This is a genomic window from Pseudomonas mendocina, from assembly GCF_003008615.1.
Lineage (GTDB): Bacteria > Pseudomonadota > Gammaproteobacteria > Pseudomonadales > Pseudomonadaceae > Aquipseudomonas > Aquipseudomonas mendocina_C.
The window spans coordinates 1742378-1758625 of the sequence record NZ_CP027657.1 but is presented as its reverse complement, the minus strand read 5'-3'; the positions used below and the strand labels follow the sequence as shown (position 1 = coordinate 1758625).

15 protein-coding genes are annotated in these 16248 nt (G+C 64.9%); 10 read left to right on the top strand and 5 right to left on the bottom strand.

What is annotated here, in order from left to right; translation table 11 throughout:
- Positions 1-57: 57 nt before the first annotated feature.
- The 3 genes from C7A17_RS26900 (at position 58) to C7A17_RS08100 (ending at position 2674) form a co-directional block, all read left to right on the top strand.
- Complete coding sequence (locus C7A17_RS26900; RefSeq protein WP_199796404.1) at positions 58-225, top strand: hypothetical protein; 168 nt, start codon at positions 58-60, stop codon at positions 223-225.
- Positions 226-468: 243 nt separating this feature from the next.
- Positions 469-1389 (top strand): aldo/keto reductase, encoded by a 921-nt coding sequence (locus C7A17_RS08105; RefSeq protein WP_106737554.1) that lies wholly within the window; start codon positions 469-471, stop codon positions 1387-1389.
- A gap of 1 nt (position 1390) precedes the next feature.
- A complete protein-coding gene (locus C7A17_RS08100; protein ID WP_106737553.1) occupies positions 1391-2674 on the top strand; it encodes an NTP/NDP exchange transporter in 1284 nt (427 codons plus the stop codon).
- Between the two features lie 10 nt (positions 2675-2684).
- On the opposite strand, the gene C7A17_RS08095 is transcribed toward C7A17_RS08100, so the two are convergent.
- Positions 2685-3587, bottom strand: a complete 903-nt coding sequence (locus C7A17_RS08095; RefSeq protein ID WP_106737552.1) for a LysR family transcriptional regulator — start codon at positions 3585-3587, stop codon at positions 2685-2687.
- A 98-nt stretch (positions 3588-3685) separates the two neighbouring features.
- Here C7A17_RS08095 and C7A17_RS08090 point away from each other — a divergent pair, with 98 nt between their 5' ends.
- From C7A17_RS08090 to C7A17_RS08060, 7 genes are all read left to right on the top strand, one after another.
- Positions 3686-4927 (top strand): 3-hydroxyacyl-CoA dehydrogenase, encoded by a 1242-nt coding sequence (locus C7A17_RS08090; RefSeq protein ID WP_106737551.1) that lies wholly within the window; start codon positions 3686-3688, stop codon positions 4925-4927.
- Positions 4924-6714, top strand: coding sequence for an acyl-CoA dehydrogenase C-terminal domain-containing protein (locus C7A17_RS08085; protein WP_106737550.1), 1791 nt, complete (start codon positions 4924-4926; stop codon positions 6712-6714). Before C7A17_RS08090 ends, C7A17_RS08085 begins: the two co-directional genes overlap by 4 nt.
- A 197-nt stretch (positions 6715-6911) precedes the next feature.
- Positions 6912-7904: a CE1 family esterase gene (locus C7A17_RS08080; protein WP_106737549.1), complete on the top strand. Its 993-nt coding sequence runs from the start codon at positions 6912-6914 to the stop codon at positions 7902-7904.
- Positions 7905-7923: 19 nt separating this feature from the next.
- Positions 7924-9087 carry an iron-containing alcohol dehydrogenase gene (locus C7A17_RS08075; protein WP_106737548.1) on the top strand — a complete coding sequence of 388 codons (1164 nt, stop codon included), beginning with the start codon at positions 7924-7926 and terminating at the stop codon, positions 9085-9087.
- 85 nt (positions 9088-9172) lie between these two features.
- Positions 9173-9607, top strand: a complete 435-nt coding sequence (locus C7A17_RS08070) for an acyl-CoA thioesterase (RefSeq protein WP_106737547.1) — start codon at positions 9173-9175, stop codon at positions 9605-9607.
- 106 nt (positions 9608-9713) lie between these two features.
- Entirely contained in the window at positions 9714-10778 is a 1065-nt protein-coding gene (locus tag C7A17_RS08065) for a DUF2157 domain-containing protein (RefSeq protein WP_106737546.1), read from the top strand.
- Entirely contained in the window at positions 10775-11542 is a 768-nt protein-coding gene (locus C7A17_RS08060) for a DUF4824 family protein (RefSeq protein WP_106737545.1), read from the top strand. Before C7A17_RS08065 ends, C7A17_RS08060 begins: the two co-directional genes overlap by 4 nt.
- Here C7A17_RS08060 and C7A17_RS08055 read toward each other — a convergent pair.
- From C7A17_RS08055 to C7A17_RS08040, 4 genes are all read right to left on the bottom strand, one after another.
- Complete coding sequence (locus tag C7A17_RS08055; RefSeq protein WP_106737544.1) at positions 11536-11979, bottom strand: hypothetical protein; 444 nt, start codon at positions 11977-11979, stop codon at positions 11536-11538. The genes C7A17_RS08060 and C7A17_RS08055 overlap by 7 nt on opposite strands.
- 83 nt (positions 11980-12062) lie before the next feature.
- Positions 12063-14402, bottom strand: a complete 2340-nt coding sequence (locus C7A17_RS08050) for an FdhF/YdeP family oxidoreductase (protein ID WP_106737543.1) — start codon at positions 14400-14402, stop codon at positions 12063-12065.
- A complete protein-coding gene (fdhD, locus tag C7A17_RS08045) occupies positions 14399-15214 on the bottom strand; it encodes a formate dehydrogenase accessory sulfurtransferase FdhD (RefSeq protein ID WP_106737542.1) in 816 nt (271 codons plus the stop codon). The genes C7A17_RS08050 and fdhD overlap by 4 nt, the downstream gene beginning before the upstream one ends.
- A 94-nt stretch (positions 15215-15308) precedes the next feature.
- Positions 15309-16199 (bottom strand): LysR family transcriptional regulator, encoded by an 891-nt coding sequence (locus C7A17_RS08040; RefSeq protein WP_106737541.1) that lies wholly within the window; start codon positions 16197-16199, stop codon positions 15309-15311.
- Positions 16200-16248: the final 49 nt, after the last annotated feature.

Below are 16248 nucleotides of genomic sequence, written 5' to 3'. Positions count from 1 at the left end.
TCTGTATCACGGATGAACCAGCGCGTGCTGCGTCACCCTTTCAACGAGAGGTCGGCTATGAAGGAACAGCGCCATCTACCCGCTCTGCGGGCTCATATCGAGCAATTGCTGAGCAAAGGCTGGATCATCGCCAGCCGCAGCCCTCTGACCCTGCAGAATGGTCATCGCTGTTATCTCGTCTCCCACGGCATGTTGATTAGCGACTCTGGTTCGCGCGCTGCCTGATCAGGGTTTCCCGACCGCTGCGTCGTTCCCCGCCTGACGCAGCGGCGTTTTTGGTTACCGGATATTGCGTTGGTAACCCTCCCCATTTCCCCCTTCCTCCCGTCATAGCGGGTTTGTAGCCATTTGGCTGCATGACTCTCGTTCCCTATCGTCGACTCCGCAGTGGATGTAACGCCTTGGTCTGGGCGCGGTCTGTGCCTATAACGAACCGACCCCCTTCGTCGTTCCCAAAGGAGCCAAGCCATGCCCAGTCGTCGTCGATTCCTGCACGGCAGCGCCAGCCTGGCGGCATTCGCCGCCCTGATGCCCTGGTTGCCGCCATCCGCTTTCGCCGCGGCGCCCTTGTTGAAAAGGGCGATACCCAGTAGCGGTGAAATGTTGCCGGCCATTGGTCTGGGAACCTCGCGAACGCATGATGTGCCGATGGACGACAAGGCGCTGAACCCGCTGCGAGCGGTGCTGCGCAATCTGGTCAATGGCGGTGCCAGCCTGGTCGACACCGCACCCAGTTATGGTCGGGCCGAGGCGGTGTGCGGCGCGTTGGCCGCCGAGGATGGCATGCGCAAGCGGTTGTTCCTGGCCAGCAAGGTTTCCTCCACGGGGCGCGAGGCAGGTGAGCGGCAGGTCGAGGCGAGCTTCGCTGCCCTGCGCACCGACACCGTCGACCTGATGCAGGTGCACAACCTGCAGGACACCAGCACTCAGCTCGGCCTGCTGCGCGAGCTCAAGGAGCAGGGCAGGGTACGTTACATCGGTGTGACCCACTACCTGGACTCCGCTCATGAGCGCCTGCTCGAGGTGCTGCGCAAGGAACCGGTGGATTTCGTCCAGTTCAACTACTCCATCGGCGAGCGCAACGCCGAGCGCGAGCTGTTGCCCTACTGCGCCGACAAGGGTATCGCGGTGCTGATCAACCGGCCGTTCCAGCGTTCTGCGCTGTTCGACCGGGTGCGCGGCAAGAGCCTGCCCGACTGGGCCACGGTGGATCTGGATGCCACGTCCTGGGCGCAGCTGATGCTCAAGTACATTCTCGCCAACCCGGCGGTGACGGCGGTGATTCCGGCCACCTCCAACCCGCGTTACATGGCCGATAACATCCTCGCCGGCCAGGGACGTCTGCCAGACGCGGCGCAGCGCCAGCGCATCATCGAGCTGTTCGCCTGAGATGCAGGCGCTCACGCGGCGCCTGGCGCGGGCGATCAATGCCGAAGGTGAAGAACTGGGCGCGGTGCTGGCCGGCTTCGCCCTGTTCTTCTGTCTGTTCGCCGGTTACTTCATGCTGCGGCCGATCCGCGAGGCGATGGGCATCACCGGCGGGGTGAACAACCTGCAGTGGCTGTTCACCGCCACCTTCGTCGTCATGTTGCTGGCCGTGCCGATGTTCGCCTGGCTCAACTCGAAAGTCCCACGCATCCATTTCATCGACTGGGTGTACGGCTTCTTCTGTCTCAACCTGCTCGCCTTCGTCCTGCTGTTTCGCGTCGATCACGACAGCGTGTGGCTGGCGCGGGTGTTCTACGTGTGGATCTCGGTCTACAACCTGTTCGTCGTTTCCGTGGCCTGGAGCCTGATGGCCGACGTGTTCGATGGTGCCCAGGCGCGCCGGCTGTTCGCCTTCATCGCGGCAGGAGCCAGTGTCGGCGGGCTCTGTGGGCCGCTGTTGAGTGCGCTGCTGATCGGGGCTGTCGGCGAGTCCGGATTGATGTTGATGGCCGCCGTATTGTTGGGTGTGGCCATGGCGCTCAAGGGTTACCTGATGGGCTGGCGCGAGCAGCAAGGTGCTGGCCGCCCTGGGGCGGTGAGCAGCGAGAGCCCGCGACGTCCGGTGCCGGGCAATCCCTTCAGCGGCCTGACGCGCATGCTGGGTTCGCGCTACCTGCTGGGGATTGGCGCGTTCATCCTGCTGCTGACGTCGGTCAGCACCTTTCTCTACTTCGAGCAGGCTCGGCTTGTCGCAGAGTTGTTTCCGGATCGCGCCGCGCAGGTGAAGGTATTTGGTGTGATCGACTTCGTCGTGCAGGCCGGTGCGTTGGCTGCGCAGTTGTTCATCACCGGGCGGGTGGCGCAGAAGCTGGGCGTACGCGTGTTGCTGTCGATCGTGCCTGCGCTGGTGTGCCTGGGCTTTATCGGCCTGGCGCTGGCGCCGACTTTCGCCATGCTGGCGGGGCTGATGATCGTGCGCCGCATTGGCGAATACGCCTTCGTCCGGCCGGGGCGGGAAATGCTCTTCGCCCCGCTGGATGCCGAGAGCAAGTACAAGGCGAAGAACTTCATCGACACCGTGGTCTATCGCGGTGGTGATGCCCTCAGCGGTTGGGCCAAGGCCGGGCTGGACATGCTCGGCCACGGCGCCTGGCTGGTGGCCATGGTCGGTGCGCTCTGTGCTGCGCTATGGGGCGTACTCGGCTGGTATCTGGGCGGCCGCGCCGATAGGCAAGTCGAGAGGTAGGGTGCGCACCCTACGGGTTGGCCACCGCGACGATTTCCTCGATCAGCCACTGCAGCGCGGCATCGCGCTGGCGCTGCGCCAGGCTGACCATCTCCAGGTGGAAGGGGCCGAGGGTAAAGGGCAGGTCGAACAGCTGCAGCGGCAACAGCGTGGCGAAGTGTCGGGCCAGGGCGGTGGGCAGTACGGCGGTTAGCTCGCTGCCAGCGACGATATGCGCCGCCTGCAGGTAGTTCGGTGTGGTGTAGAGAATCTGCCGCGACAGGCCCTGTTCGCCCAGCCATTGATCGACCATGCCGCGGGTCTGCCCACCATGCACCCAGAGGTGCCGCAGGCGCAGGAAGGTGTCCAGATCCATGTTGCCCTGGCGCAGCAGCGGATGATCGCGGCGTGCCGCCAACTTGAGCGTCTCGCTCATCCAGTGGCGACGGGCGAAGCGCGCGGGCATCTCATCGAAGCGGCCCAGCACCAGATCCAGCTCGCCCTTGTCCAGCGCCTCCATCGGCAGGCTCGGGCTGAGGTGGCGAATGTCGATGCCAATGCCCGGCGCCTTCTGGCTCAGGCGGTCGAGCAGGCGCGGCATGCACACCAGCTCCACGTAGTCGGTGACGGCGATGCAAAAGCGCTGGCGGCTTTCTCCCGGCTCGAAGGTCTCGCCAGCACTCAGGCTCTGTTCCAGTTGGCGCAGGGCGCTGCGGATCGGGGCTTCCAGCGCCAGTGCTCGTGGCGTCGGTTGCATGCGCCGGCCCACGCGCACCAGCAGCGGGTCGTCCAGCAGCTCGCGCAGGCGACCCAGCGCATTGCTGACCGCCGGCTGGCTCAGGGCCAGGCGTTCGGCGGCGCGCGAGACGTTCTGTTCGCGCAGCAGAGCGTCCAGCACCCGCAGCAGGTTGAGGTCGAAATTTATGAAATTCATTTGCTGAATACGTCGTATCACAAGACTAAATTTCAAAAATAGTAGCGGCTTGCTTATCGTGACCCAAGCTTTTCTGTTCGTGCACGAGAGGAACAACAATGAATAAAGTCGTCTCGCCGCTTCGCTGTGCCGCCGTGATCGGCGCCGGCACCATGGGCCGCGGCATCGTCATCAGTCTGGCCAATGCCGGCCTGCGCGTGTTGTGGCTGGACAACAACCCGCAGATGGTCGAGCAGGGCCTGGCGATGGCCGAGGAAACCTGGGCGCATAACGTCGCCAAGGGGCGTATCGATGCGGCGCAAGCGGCTGCGCGACGGGCACGTATCGAGGCGGTGGACAGCTACGCGGCCCTGGCCGACGCCGATCTGGTGATCGAGGCGGTGTACGAGAACCTCGACCTCAAGCAACGCATCTTCCGCGAGCTGGACGCGGTGATGAAGCCTGGTGCGATCCTGGCCAGCAACACCTCGGCGCTGGATATCGATGCCATCGCTGCTGTTACTGCCAGGCCGCAAGACGTGCTGGGTCTGCACTTCTTCAGTCCGGCGCACATCATGAAATTGCTGGAAATCGTCCGGGGCGCCGAAACCGCGCCTGCCGTATTGCAGGCCGCTCGGGAGCTGGGCGAGCGCATGGGCAAGGTGGCGGTGGTGGCTGGTAATTGCCATGGCTTCATCGGCAACCGCATGCTGCACACCTACGTGCGCGAGGCGCGCATGCTGCTGCTCGAAGGCGCCTCGCCGCATCAGGTGGATGCGGCGCTACAGGGTTTCGGCTTCGCCATGGGGCCGTTTCGCATGTATGACGTGGTCGGCATCGACCTGGAATGGCGTGCCCGTGAGCTGGCCGGCCAGGGCCAGGACGACCCGGCGGTGCAGGTGGATAACCGCCTGTGCGAACTGGGCCGCTTTGGCCAGAAGAGCGGCAAGGGTTACTACCTGTACGCGCCCGGCAGTCGCCAGGCCGAGCATGATCCGCAGGTGGACGCGCTGGTGCAGGCCGAGTCCGAGCGCCTGGGCTTCAGTCGCCGTGATATCGGTAACGAGGAAATTCTCGAGCGCTGCCTGCTGGCACTGGTCAACGAAGGGGCGAAGATTCTCGAAGAGAACATCGCCGCCAACAGCCACGATATCGATCTGGTCTATCTCAATGGCTATGGTTTCCCTGCCGAGCGCGGTGGCCCGATGGCTTGGGCCGACGGCGAGGGCGTCGGCGCCATTCGTCAGCGTCTGCTGCAACTGGCCGAGCGCTTTGGCAGCCATTGGCAACCGGCGGCGCTGATCGAGCGTCTGGCCGCCGAGAACAAGCGCTTCAGCGACGTACAGGAGGGCCGGGTATGAGCTATCAGGCGCCATTGCGCGATATGCGTTTCGTGCTGCACGAGCTGTTCGATGCTGCCGGCCACTGCGAGCGCCTGGGCAACGGCCTGGATCGTGAGCTGATCGACGGTGTGCTGGAGGAAGCGGCGGCCTTCGCCGCCGGTGAAGTCGCGCCGCTCAATCGCAACAGCGATGAGGAAGGATGCCATCTGGAAAACGGCCAGGTTAGTACGCCCAAGGGTTTTGCCGAGGCTTACCGGCAATACGTGGACAACGGCTGGGCGAGCATGACCGGGCCGGTGGAATACGGTGGCCAGGGCTTTCCACAACTGGTGGCCTTCGCCTTTCACGAGATGCTGATGGGCGCGTCGTTGTCGTTCCGTGTCTACTCCGGGCTGACCGAGGGCGCCGTGCTGGCGCTGCACAAGCACGGCAGCGAAACGCTGAAACAGCAGTACCTGGGCAAGCTGGTCAGCGGTCAGTGGACGGGCACCATGTGCCTGACAGAGCCCCAGGCCGGAACCGACCTGGCGCTGCTGCGCACCCGCGCCGAGCCGCAGGCCGATGGCAGCTACCGCGTCAGCGGCAGCAAGATCTTCATCAGTGGCGGCGAACAGGATCTGTCGGAGAACATCATCCACCTGGTGCTGGCCCGTCTGCCGGATGCACCAGCGGGGGTGAAGGGCATCAGCCTGCTGCTGGTGCCGAAGTTCATTGCCGCTGCCGATGGCACACCGGGTGAACGCAACACGCTGTCGTGCGGTGCCATCGAGCACAAGATGGGCATCAAGGGCGCCTCCACCTGCGTGATGAACTTCGACGGTGCCACCGGTTGGCTGGTGGGCGAGGCCAACCAGGGCCTGGCCTGCATGTTCACCATGATGAACGACGCGCGCTTTCAGGTCGGCCTGCAGGGCCTGGGGATCGGCGAGGCGGCGTTCCAGGGCGCGCTGCGTTATGCCCGCGAGCGCTTGCAATCGCGGGGGCTGACAGGGGCGCAAGCGCCGGAAAAAGCGGCCGATCCGATTATCGTTCACCCCGACGTGCGACGCATGCTGCTGACCCAGAAGACTCTGGTCGAGGGTTGTCGCATGCTGGCCGCCTACACCGCGCGTCAGCTCGACCTGGAGCACGGCGCCGACTCGACCGGGGCGCGCAAGGCCGCTGGCAAGCGTGCGGCGCTGCTGATCCCCATCGTCAAGGCGTTCTTCACCGACATGGGCCAGGAAGTGGCCAGCCATGGTGTGCAGGTTTACGGCGGGCACGGCTTTATTCGCGAATGGGGCATGGAGCAGTTGATGCGCGACAGCCGCATTACTCAGCTCTACGAGGGCACCAACGGCATCCAGGCGCTGGACTATATTCGCCGCAAGCTGCTCGGCGATGGCGGTGCCGAACTGTCCGCGTTGCAGGCCGAGTTCAGCGAGTTGTGCGACGCCCAGACCGGTCGCCCGGCCCTGGCGGAGATGGCGGCTGTCGTGCAGACCCGTCTGGGCGAATGGCGCGATCTGGCTGCTTCTGTGCTCGCGGCCTGCCAGCGTGATCCGCAGGAGATTGGCGCTACCTCGGTGGATTTCCTCCAGTATTCGGCTTATCTGCTGCTGGCCGGTTTCTGGTTGCAGGCCGCGGCGCGAGCGCAGGATGCCCTTGAGGCTGGCAGCGGCGAGGTGGATTTCTATCAGGCCAAGCTGCACAGCGCGCAGTTCTACCTGCGCCGCGTGCTGCCGCGTGCCAGTGCCCATCGCGAGTCTCTGTTAGGCGGTGCTCAGTGCCTGATGGCCATGGCCGAGGAGAGCTTCGCGCTGTAAGAACCTGTTCACGATCTGCTGCGCGTCGGCGCTACTGCGTTAAAAACAAGCTCGGAATGCTCATTTACCACTCGTAAACTCCGCTTCCTCGCTTGTTTTTGCCTTGTATCGCTCTAGCTCGCTAGATCGTGAACAGGTTCTAAAGCGAAGGTGAATCGCAGGGCGGACAATCTCGCCCTGCCAACCCAGAGGCACAGATGAAAACAACAAGAATCGTGCTGAGTGTCGTGTCGCTGATCGGTGTCCTCATCGCCGGCCTGTACGGCTATTACCTCTACACGCCCGCACCAGCGCAGCCGACTCTGAGCGCCACCCTACAGCACGCTCGGATCACCGTCGGTGAGCGTCAGCGTGACTACGCCTACTACATTCCCGCCCAGCGACCGGCCAAGGCGCCGCTGCTGTTCGTTCTGCATGGTTCGCTGCAGACCATCGATGACATCCGTCGTTACAGCGCCTACGAGTTCGAGCGTCTGGCCGACGAGCACGGTTTCATCGTCGTCTACCCGCAGGGCTTCGAGCGCAACTGGAACGACTGCCGGCGCGCCGCTGACTATCCGGCGCGGGCGCAGAACATCGACGACAAGGGACTGATTGCTGCGCTGATCCAGCGCTTCGCCAGCGACCACGACGGCGATGCCCGCCGTGCCTTCCTGACAGGTTATTCCAACGGGGGCCAACTGGGCCTGCGCATCGCCCTCGAGCAACCGCAACTGCTGGCCGGGGTGGCTGCCTTCGCCGCGAACCTGCCGACCGATGACAACCTGGAGTGCAGCCCCAGCGGTCAGCCCGTGCCGGTGCTGTTGATGAACGGCACCCGCGATCCGATCAACCCCTACCAAGGCGGTGTGGTCACCCTGTTCGGCGTGGGCAATCGTGGCACCGTGCGTTCGGCCTACGACTCGGCGAGCTATTTCGCCGAACTCGCCGGCTACCCCCGTGACGCCGGCATCAGCAGCACAACCTGGCAGAACCCGGACGATCCGGCGCAACGCGCCCAACTCGTGCAATGGCAGGCGACAGGCCGCCCCGAGGTGGCGCTGTACAGCCTGATCGGCGGCGGTCACCTGCTACCTCAGGCCGGCTTCCGCGCCCCACGCCTGCTCGGCCCGACTCTGTCTAGTTTCAACGGCCCCCGGGTCATCTGGGACTTCTTCGCCCGCCAGCATCCGACGCCGGCCCCGCTCTGATCCATTGGGAGGAATCACCATGCATCCCTTCAGCTTCGCCACCACTGCGCAGATCCTCTGCGAATCCGGCGCCAGCCTACGCCTGGCCGAACTCTGCCGTGAACGCGGTGCTCGCCGCGTGCTGATCGTCACCGACCCCGGCATCACCCGGCTCGGCCTTCTGGAACCGTTGCTGCCGGGCTTCATCCGTGCCGGCATGGCGGTGCAGGTGTTCGACCAGGTGCTGGCCGACCCGCCCGAAGCGGTGGTGCTGGCCGCTGTGGCCCGGGCCTGTGAGTTGCAGGCGGAACTGGTGGTCGGTTTTGGCGGTGGCAGTTCGATGGATGTGGCCAAACTGGTGGCATTGCTGGCGCAGCCCGAGTGCAGCCAGGCGCTGGGTGACATCTATGGCGTGGGCAATGCGCGTGGTCGGCGTCTGCCGCTAATTCAGGTGCCGACCACCGCCGGCACCGGCTCCGAGGTCACGCCAATCGCCATCGTCACCACCGGCGAGACCACCAAGATGGGCGTGGTCTCGCCGCTGCTGTTGCCGGATCTGGCTCTGCTCGATGCCGACCTGACCCTCGGTCTGCCTGCGGCGGTCACGGCTGCCACCGGCATCGATGCCATGGTGCATGCCATCGAGGCTTACACCAGTGCCTTGAAGAAGAACCCCATCTCCGACCTGCTGGCGCGTGAGGCGCTGCGCCTGCTGGCGGCCAACCTTGATGAGGTGGTGCGCAACGGCAGCAATCGCCAGGCGCGCCAGGCCATGCTGCTCGGTGCTTGCCTGGCCGGTCAGGCGTTCGCCAATGCCCCGGTGGCGGCGGTGCATGCGCTGGCTTATCCCCTGGGTGGCCACTTCCATATTCCTCATGGGTTGTCCAACGCCCTGGTACTGCCGCAAGTGCTGGCCTTCAATGCACCCGCCGCCGCGTCGCTGTATGCCGAGTTGGCGCCGCTGGTAGTGGGAGATCGTTTACGGGCAGGCAGTGCGGCCCTGCAGACCGAGCAACTGATTGAGGCGCTGGCCGGCTTCAGTCAGCGCAGCGGCCTGCCGACGCGGCTGCGCGATGCGGGTGTGAGTGAGGCGATGTTGCCCACGTTGGCGGCGGACGCCATGCTGCAGCAACGTCTGCTGGTGAACAATCCGCGCGAAATGAACGAGCAGCAAGCCCTGGCCATTTATCAGGCTGCTTACTGATTTAGGTCGCGGCTAAAGCCCTTCCCACAGATCCGCAAGCTTTGTGGGAGGGGCTTTAGCCGCGATTCCAACCCAAGGATCATCGATGAACCAACCCCAACACCTGCGTGGCGATTACCGCCACTTCCAGCCGGTCACCACGCGCTGGCACGACAACGACATCTATGGCCACGTCAACAACGTGACCTACTACAGCTACTTCGACAGTGCGGTGAATGCCTACCTGATCGCCGAAGGCGGCCTGGATATCCATGACGGTACGGTGGTGGGGTTCGTGGTCAGCTCCAGTTGCGATTACTTCGCCTCCATTGCCTTCCCCGATGCTATTGAGGTCGGCCTGCGGGTTGGCAAGCTGGGCAACAGTTCGGTGCAGTACGAGCTGGCGATTTTCAAGGCCGGCGAGGATCAGGCATGCGCCGCTGGGCGTTTCGTCCATGTGTTCGTCGACCGGGCGAGCAATCGTCCCGTCGCGATACCCGAGACCTTGCGTGAGGCGTTGGCGGCATTGCTGATGGATTGAAGGTGGTGCGCACGGCCTATCCAATGGCTCACCGGCGTAGGGTGCGCCGTGCGCACCTCTGGATCGGCCTGCTAGGCTGAGGGCAGTCATCCGCCAGGGAGTGCCCATGTCCAATCTCGAGCGCGAACAGGCGCAGCAGCGCGCCGCGCGTATCGCCGCCTTCCGCGAGGAACTGGCCGAATTGCGCCAGGAGCAGGTGTTGCAACTGAGCGAGGCGCAGGAGCAGGCCGTCGCCAACCATCATCGCCAATTGCTGGCGCACTTTCGCCAGACGCTGGATATCGACGCCGATGACCGCGCGCGCCAGTTGTCGTTGGGGATGCGCCTGGCCTCGCTGTTCGGCGCGCTGGCCCTGGCGGCCGGGCTGTTCTTCCTGTTCTATCAGTTCTGGGGGCTGTTCGACGCCTTCGCACAGGTCGCCATCCTTCTCTGCAGCAGCCTGGGCAGCCTGCTGCTGTGCTTCTGGCTGCAGGCGAGTGATGCTTCTGGCTACTACGCCAAGCTGGCCGCCGTGCTGGCGTTCGTCTGCTTCGTACTGAACCTGTCGATGCTTGGGCAGATCTTCAACATCACCCCTTCGGACAAGGCTTTGCTGCCCTGGGGAGCATTGGCCCTGCTGCTGGCCTACCAATGCCGCCAGCGCCTGCTGCTGGTGGTGGCATTGCTCTGCTTCGGCCTGTTCGTCGCGGCTCGCCTGGGCGACTGGGCGGGCTGGCACTGGTGGTCACTGGGCGAACGACCGGAGCTGTTCATGCCGCTCGTGGTACTGCTGTTCGTGCCGCAGTGGCTCGAACAGCGGCGTTATCCAGGGTTCGCGGCCTGTTATCGGGTGGTCGGCCTGCTTTACCTGCTTGGTCCGGTACTGGTGCTGTCCTACTGGGGCGAGGGCAGCTACCTCGGCTGGCCGACGGGCTGGATCGAGGCGTTCTACCAAGCGCTTGGCTTCGCCCTGGTGGGCGCAACGATCTGGTTGGGCATTCGTCGTGGCTGGGGCGATGTGGTCAATACCGGCGTGGTCTTCGCCCTGGTCATGCTCTTCGTCAAGCTGTTCGACTGGTGGTGGCAACTGCTGCCGCGCTACCTGTTCTTCCTTCTGCTCGGGGTGATCGCTGTGCTGCTGTTGGTGGTGCTGCAACGCTGGCGGCGCAGCGCGCCTGGAGGTGAGCAATGAAGCGGGCTGCGTGGTTGGGGCTTGGCGTCGTGCTGCTGAGCAATGCCGTCGCCCTCGGCGGCGTCTGGTACAACCGCAGCGGCGAGCCCGAGGCGCAACTGATGCTCAGCGAGCGCGAATTGCAGCGTGCGTCTGGTGGTTGGTTGCGTGATGAGGATGATGGCGTATTGCGCCTGCAATTGAGCTGGCAGCGCCCCGGCGATGGCTGGCAACTATCCTGGCTGGACGAGGCCAAGCTGCACGAGCTGGGCTTCTCGGCGACTGACGAGTACGCCCTGAACCGGCAGCCAGCGCGTGAGGTCTGGTGGGTGCTGGAGCTGGATGGGCCGTTGTACCGCAGTCAGGTCGAGCAGGCGCGCCAGGCGCTGAGCCTCGCTGAGGCCGAGTTGCAGGCCAAGCCAGAGAGCACGGTATTGCAGCAGGAGCGCGATGATCGTCAGCGCCGCCTGCAATTCGTCGAGCAGCAGGCCAGCCGTCTGATGCTGGTGGATGCGGGGGGGGATGAGCAGGTGCTGCGCCAGCGTTGGCCGGATCGACGACGCCAGGTGCTATTGGCTGGGCGTATCGAACCCTATCGCCACGGTGCGGAGGCTGGTTATGGCGCGACTATTCGGCTGGAGAACGACCGCCTGAGCGTACCCTTCGCCTACCGCGAGCTGGCGCGTGGCTGGGAACGTAGCTACGAACAGACAGGGTTCAAGGCGCAGGTAGAAGTGGCCTTCGGCCGTCGCCATGAACCCTGGGTGCTCAGCATCCGTCAGTGACGGCGCCAGTGTTTGCCGTGCTTCTTGTGTTTCTTGCCGTGGTGGCGGTGGTGCTTGCCGCGGCGATCATCGTCGTAGCTGGCGTTGCCCATGTAGTTGCCTAGCGCGCCACCCGCGCCGCCACCGACTGCTGCACCGACTACACCGCCGGTGTTGCCACCGACCTGCTGACCGACCACGTTGCCGCCAGCTGCGCCCAGCGCGCCGCCAATGGCGGCTTCGGTACGACTGCGGCGGTCGGCACCGACCATGCTGCCGGCTGCTCCACCGAGACCCGCGCCGACTGCTGCGCCGGTGTTGCCTCCAACCTGCTGGCCAACCATCGCCCCCACGGCACCACCCAGAGCGCCGCCCAGGCCAGCCTCGGTATTGCCGGCAAAGGCAAAACCGCCGCTGGTCAGGCCAAGGGAAAGAAAGAAGAGTTGCAGAGACTTCATGGACACCTCGATTACAGAAACCGCCAGATGGCGAGCGTTACGCCATTGACCGGCGATTCCTGTACGAGGTTCCTGGCCGCCGGTCAGCTCGCTGCGCTGCTACCCAGCAGATTGCCGCCGCTGGCCGCCTGCAGGCGGATGGCGACGAACTTGCTGGTCGGCGTGCTGCTGCCGACACCAGCGCTTTCCAGCGGCACCAGCGGGTTGGCCTCGGGGAAGTAGGCCGCTGCCTGACCTGCCGGGATATCGAAGGCGAGCAGGGTGAAACTGCTCACCCGGCGCTCGATGCCATCGTTCCACAGTGAGCGGATGTCCACCTTCTGCCCCGGCTTGAAGCCCAGGCGCAGGATGTCCGCCTCGTTGGCGAAGAGTACGTCGCGCTGGCCGCGCACGCCGCGGTAGCGGTCGTCGAGGCCGTACACCGTGGTGTTGTACTGGTCGTGCGAGCGCAGGGTCTGCAGGATCAGATCCGGTGTTTCGCCGCTCTCGCGCACTTGCGGTGGCAGCAGGTCGGCGAGCAGGGCGTTGGCCTTGAAGTTGGCCTTGCCGGATGCCGTTTTCCACTGCCGCGCGCCGGCCGAGTTGCCAAGGTAGAAACCGCCTGGATGGGCGACGCGCTGGTTGAAGTCGTGGAAGCCGGGGATGGTGTCGGCGATCAGGTCGCGGATGCGGTCGTAATCGGCGATCAGCGCGTCCCAGTCCACAGGGTGGTTGCCCAGGGTGGCCTTGGCGATCCCGGCGACGATGGCTGGCTCCGAACGCATCTCGCTGCCGGAGAGCGGTTCGAGCTGGCCATACGAGGCGTGGATCATGCTGAACGAGTCTTCCACCGTCACCGCCTGCGGGCCGCCGGCCTGGTGGTCGATGTCGGTACGGCCCAGGCACGGCAGGATCAGCGCATCTTGGCCCACGGTGAGGTGGCTGCGGTTGAGTTTGGTGCTGATCTGCACGGTGAGGTCGCAGCTCTGCAGCGCCTTGTGCGTACGCGGACTGTCCGGGGTGGCCTGGGCGAAGTTGCCGCCGAGGCCGATGAATACCTTGGCCTGGCCGTCGATCATGGCGTTGATCGCCTCGACCGTGTTGTGGCCATTCTCGCGCGGCACCTTGAACTGGAAGCGCTTTTCCAGGGCGTCGAGCAGCGTGACCGGTGGGCGGTCGTTGATGCCCATGGTGCGGTCGCCCTGCACGTTGCTGTGGCCGCGCACTGGGCACAGGCCGGCACCGGGGCGGCCGAGGTTGCCGCGCAGCAGTTGCAGGTTGACGATTTCCTGGATGGTGGCCACCGAATGGTGGTGCTGGGTGATGCCCATGGCCCAGCAGATGATGACCCGCTCGGCGCGGCGGTACATGCGCGCCGCCTGTTCGATCTCCATCAGGCTCAGGCCGGACTGGGTTTCCAGCGCTTGCCAACTGGTGTCGTCGAGCAACTGCAGATAGGCCTCGACACCGTCGGTGTGCTCGGCGATGAAGGCATGGTCGAAGACTGCCGGCTCACCTTTAGCCTGCGCCTCGCGCTCCCACAGCAGGAGGAACTTGGCGATGCCGCGCATGGCCGCCATGTCGCCGCCCAGGGCCGGGCGGAAGAACGCGGTATTCAGCGGCTCGGAGCCGTTGGTGAGCATCTCCAGCGCGTGCTGTGGATGCTGGAAACGCTCCAGACCACGCTCCTTCAGCGGGTTGAAGCAGACCACCTGGGCGCCGCGTTTCACCGCCTCGCGCAGCGGTTCGAGCATGCGCGGGTGGTTGGTGCCGGGGTTCTGGCCGAGCACGAAGATGGCGTCGGCATGTTCGAAGTCGGCGAAGGTCACGCTGCCCTTGCCGATACCCACGCTCTGGCCGAGGGCAACGCCGCTGGCCTCGTGGCACATGTTCGAGCAGTCGGGGAAGTTGTTGGTGCCGTAGGCGCGCACGAACAGCTGATAGAGAAACGCTGCTTCGTTGCTGGCGCGGCCGGAGGTGTAGAACTCGGCGTGATCCGGACTTGGCAGTGCCTTGAGGTGCTGGGCGATCAGGGCGAACGCTTCGTCCCAGCTGGTCTGTACGTAGCGGTCGGTGCTGGCGTCGTAGCGCATCGGGTGGGTCAGGCGACCCTGGTATTCGAGCCAGTAGTCACTCTGCTCGCGCAGCTGGCTGACCGTGTAACGGGCGAAGAAGGCAGCATCCACGCGGCGTTTGGTGGCTTCCCAGTTGACCGCCTTGGCACCGTTCTCGCAGAACTTGATATGGCCGTCCTCGGGCGAATCGCCCCAGGCGCAACCGGGGCAGTCGAAGCCGCCGTTCTGGTTGGTTTTGAGCAGCGCGCGCAGGTTCTTGAACGGCTGTTTGCTGTCCAGCCAGAAACGGGTGACGCTCTTCAACGCGCCCCAGCCGGCGGCCGGGCCGCTATAGGGTTTGTAACGCGGGTCGATGGGTTGCAGGCTCATGGTCGTTCTTCTTCGTCAGGCGCAGGGCTGTAGACCCGCGGCGTGCTGTGATGAGGCAGGTGGATCAGGTTGAGGCGATGGCGCCGCGCCCATTCCACGGTCAGGGCGGTGGGTGCGGACAGGCTCACCAGAGTGCCGATACCGGCGCGTACCGCCTTGTGCAGCAGCTCCAGGCTGCAGCGGCTGGTGACCAGGGCGAAGCCACCGTGAATATCGATACGTTCGCGGGCGATGGCGCCGATCAGCTTGTCCAGGGCGTTGTGGCGACCGATGTCTTCGCGGCACAGACGAATCTCGCCGCTGGCGTCAATGAACAGAGCGGCATGCAGCGCGCCGCTGTGGCGTGCCAGCTGTTGCTGATCGCCGATACGTTCGCGCAGGCCTTGCAGGTGTTCGAGCGGCGGCAAGGCTGCGCCAGGCAGTGCCGTCAACGCCGGCAGTGCCTGCTCCAGGGCATCTACGCCGCACAGGCCACAACCGCTGGTGCCAGCCATCTGCCGGCGTTGCTGCTTGAGCGCCCAGAAGGCACGACTGCTGACTTGCAGGCGCGCTTCGCGGCTGTCGCCGATACCGCGCAGCTGGATGTCATAGATGTCGTCGATTGACTTGATCAGGTCGTTGCCAAGACTGAAACCTACGGCAAAATCTTCCAGGTGATGTGGCGAAACCATCATCACCGCCTGGTTCAGGTCGTTGTAGCTGATCGCCAAGGCACATTCTTCGGCCAGAGCAGCGTGCTGCGCGCGACCGTCACCGAGTTCGGCGTAGGCATAGGCACTGGCGATGTGCGGCTGGGCGGCTGGCTTGGCCATCGAGGCACGCTCTGTGACAGATTGACACAGCTAAGCCTAGGCCCATGGGCGGTGAGCGTCTAATCGTTGGCTTTGATGTTCTGATCGATGGGCTCTATCGGTTGTTGGCCAACCACTCCCGCGCTTCTTCGAAGCAGGCTTGCGCGAGCGGCGAGGCAGGGGCGCTGCGCCGCAGGATCAGGCCCTGCGGCGCCAGCGTATGGGCATCTTCTATCGGCAGCAGGCGTAGGTGACCGTCGGTCGGTGAGCCATCCGCCGGCAGTGGCATGACGCTGCAGCATAGGCCGGCACTGACGGCCTGGGTCAGGTGGTGGACGGCATCGGCCTCCAGGCGCACCAGCGGGCTGAGACCGCGAGCACGGAAGCTGTGGTCGATGGACTGGCGAAAGTGCATGCCGGTGGAGAGCAGGCCCAGAGGCAGACTGGCCAGCTGTTCCCAGCGCAGGCTGCTGCTGGTGAAGTGGAAATGGCGCTGGTCGTAGAGCAGCCCCATGCGCGCTTCGGCCAGTTCCAGACTGGTGAAATGCTCACGGTCTAGGCGGTCGAGGTAGGACAGGCCGAGGTCGAGCTGGTTGCGGACCAGGCGCTCGAGAATCTGGTCACTGCTCAGCGCGTGTAGTTGAAAGCGCAGCCCTGGATGACGTTCGGCGAACAGGCTGACCAGGCGCATGGGGTCGAAGCTGGCCAACGGCACTACGCCCAGGCGCAGCGTGCCCACCAGGTGACCGCGGCAGGCGGCTGCTTCGGCGAGCAGGCCATCCTGTGCGGCCAGTACGCTGCGCGCCCAGGCCAGGATGCGTTCACCCTCGGCACTGAAGCCCTCGAAACGTTGCCCACGGCGCACCAGCTCCAGGCCTAGCTCGTCTTCCAGCTGGCGCAGGCGCATGGACAGCGTCGGCTGGGTCACGTGGCAGCGTGCAGCGGCCTGGCCGAAGTGGCGGGTTTCGTCGAGGGCGACGAGAAATTTCAGCTGCTTGATATCCATGGGCGCTCCTGGTCTGCCCGGATTCTAATGCGCGAACGCTAAGCAGGGG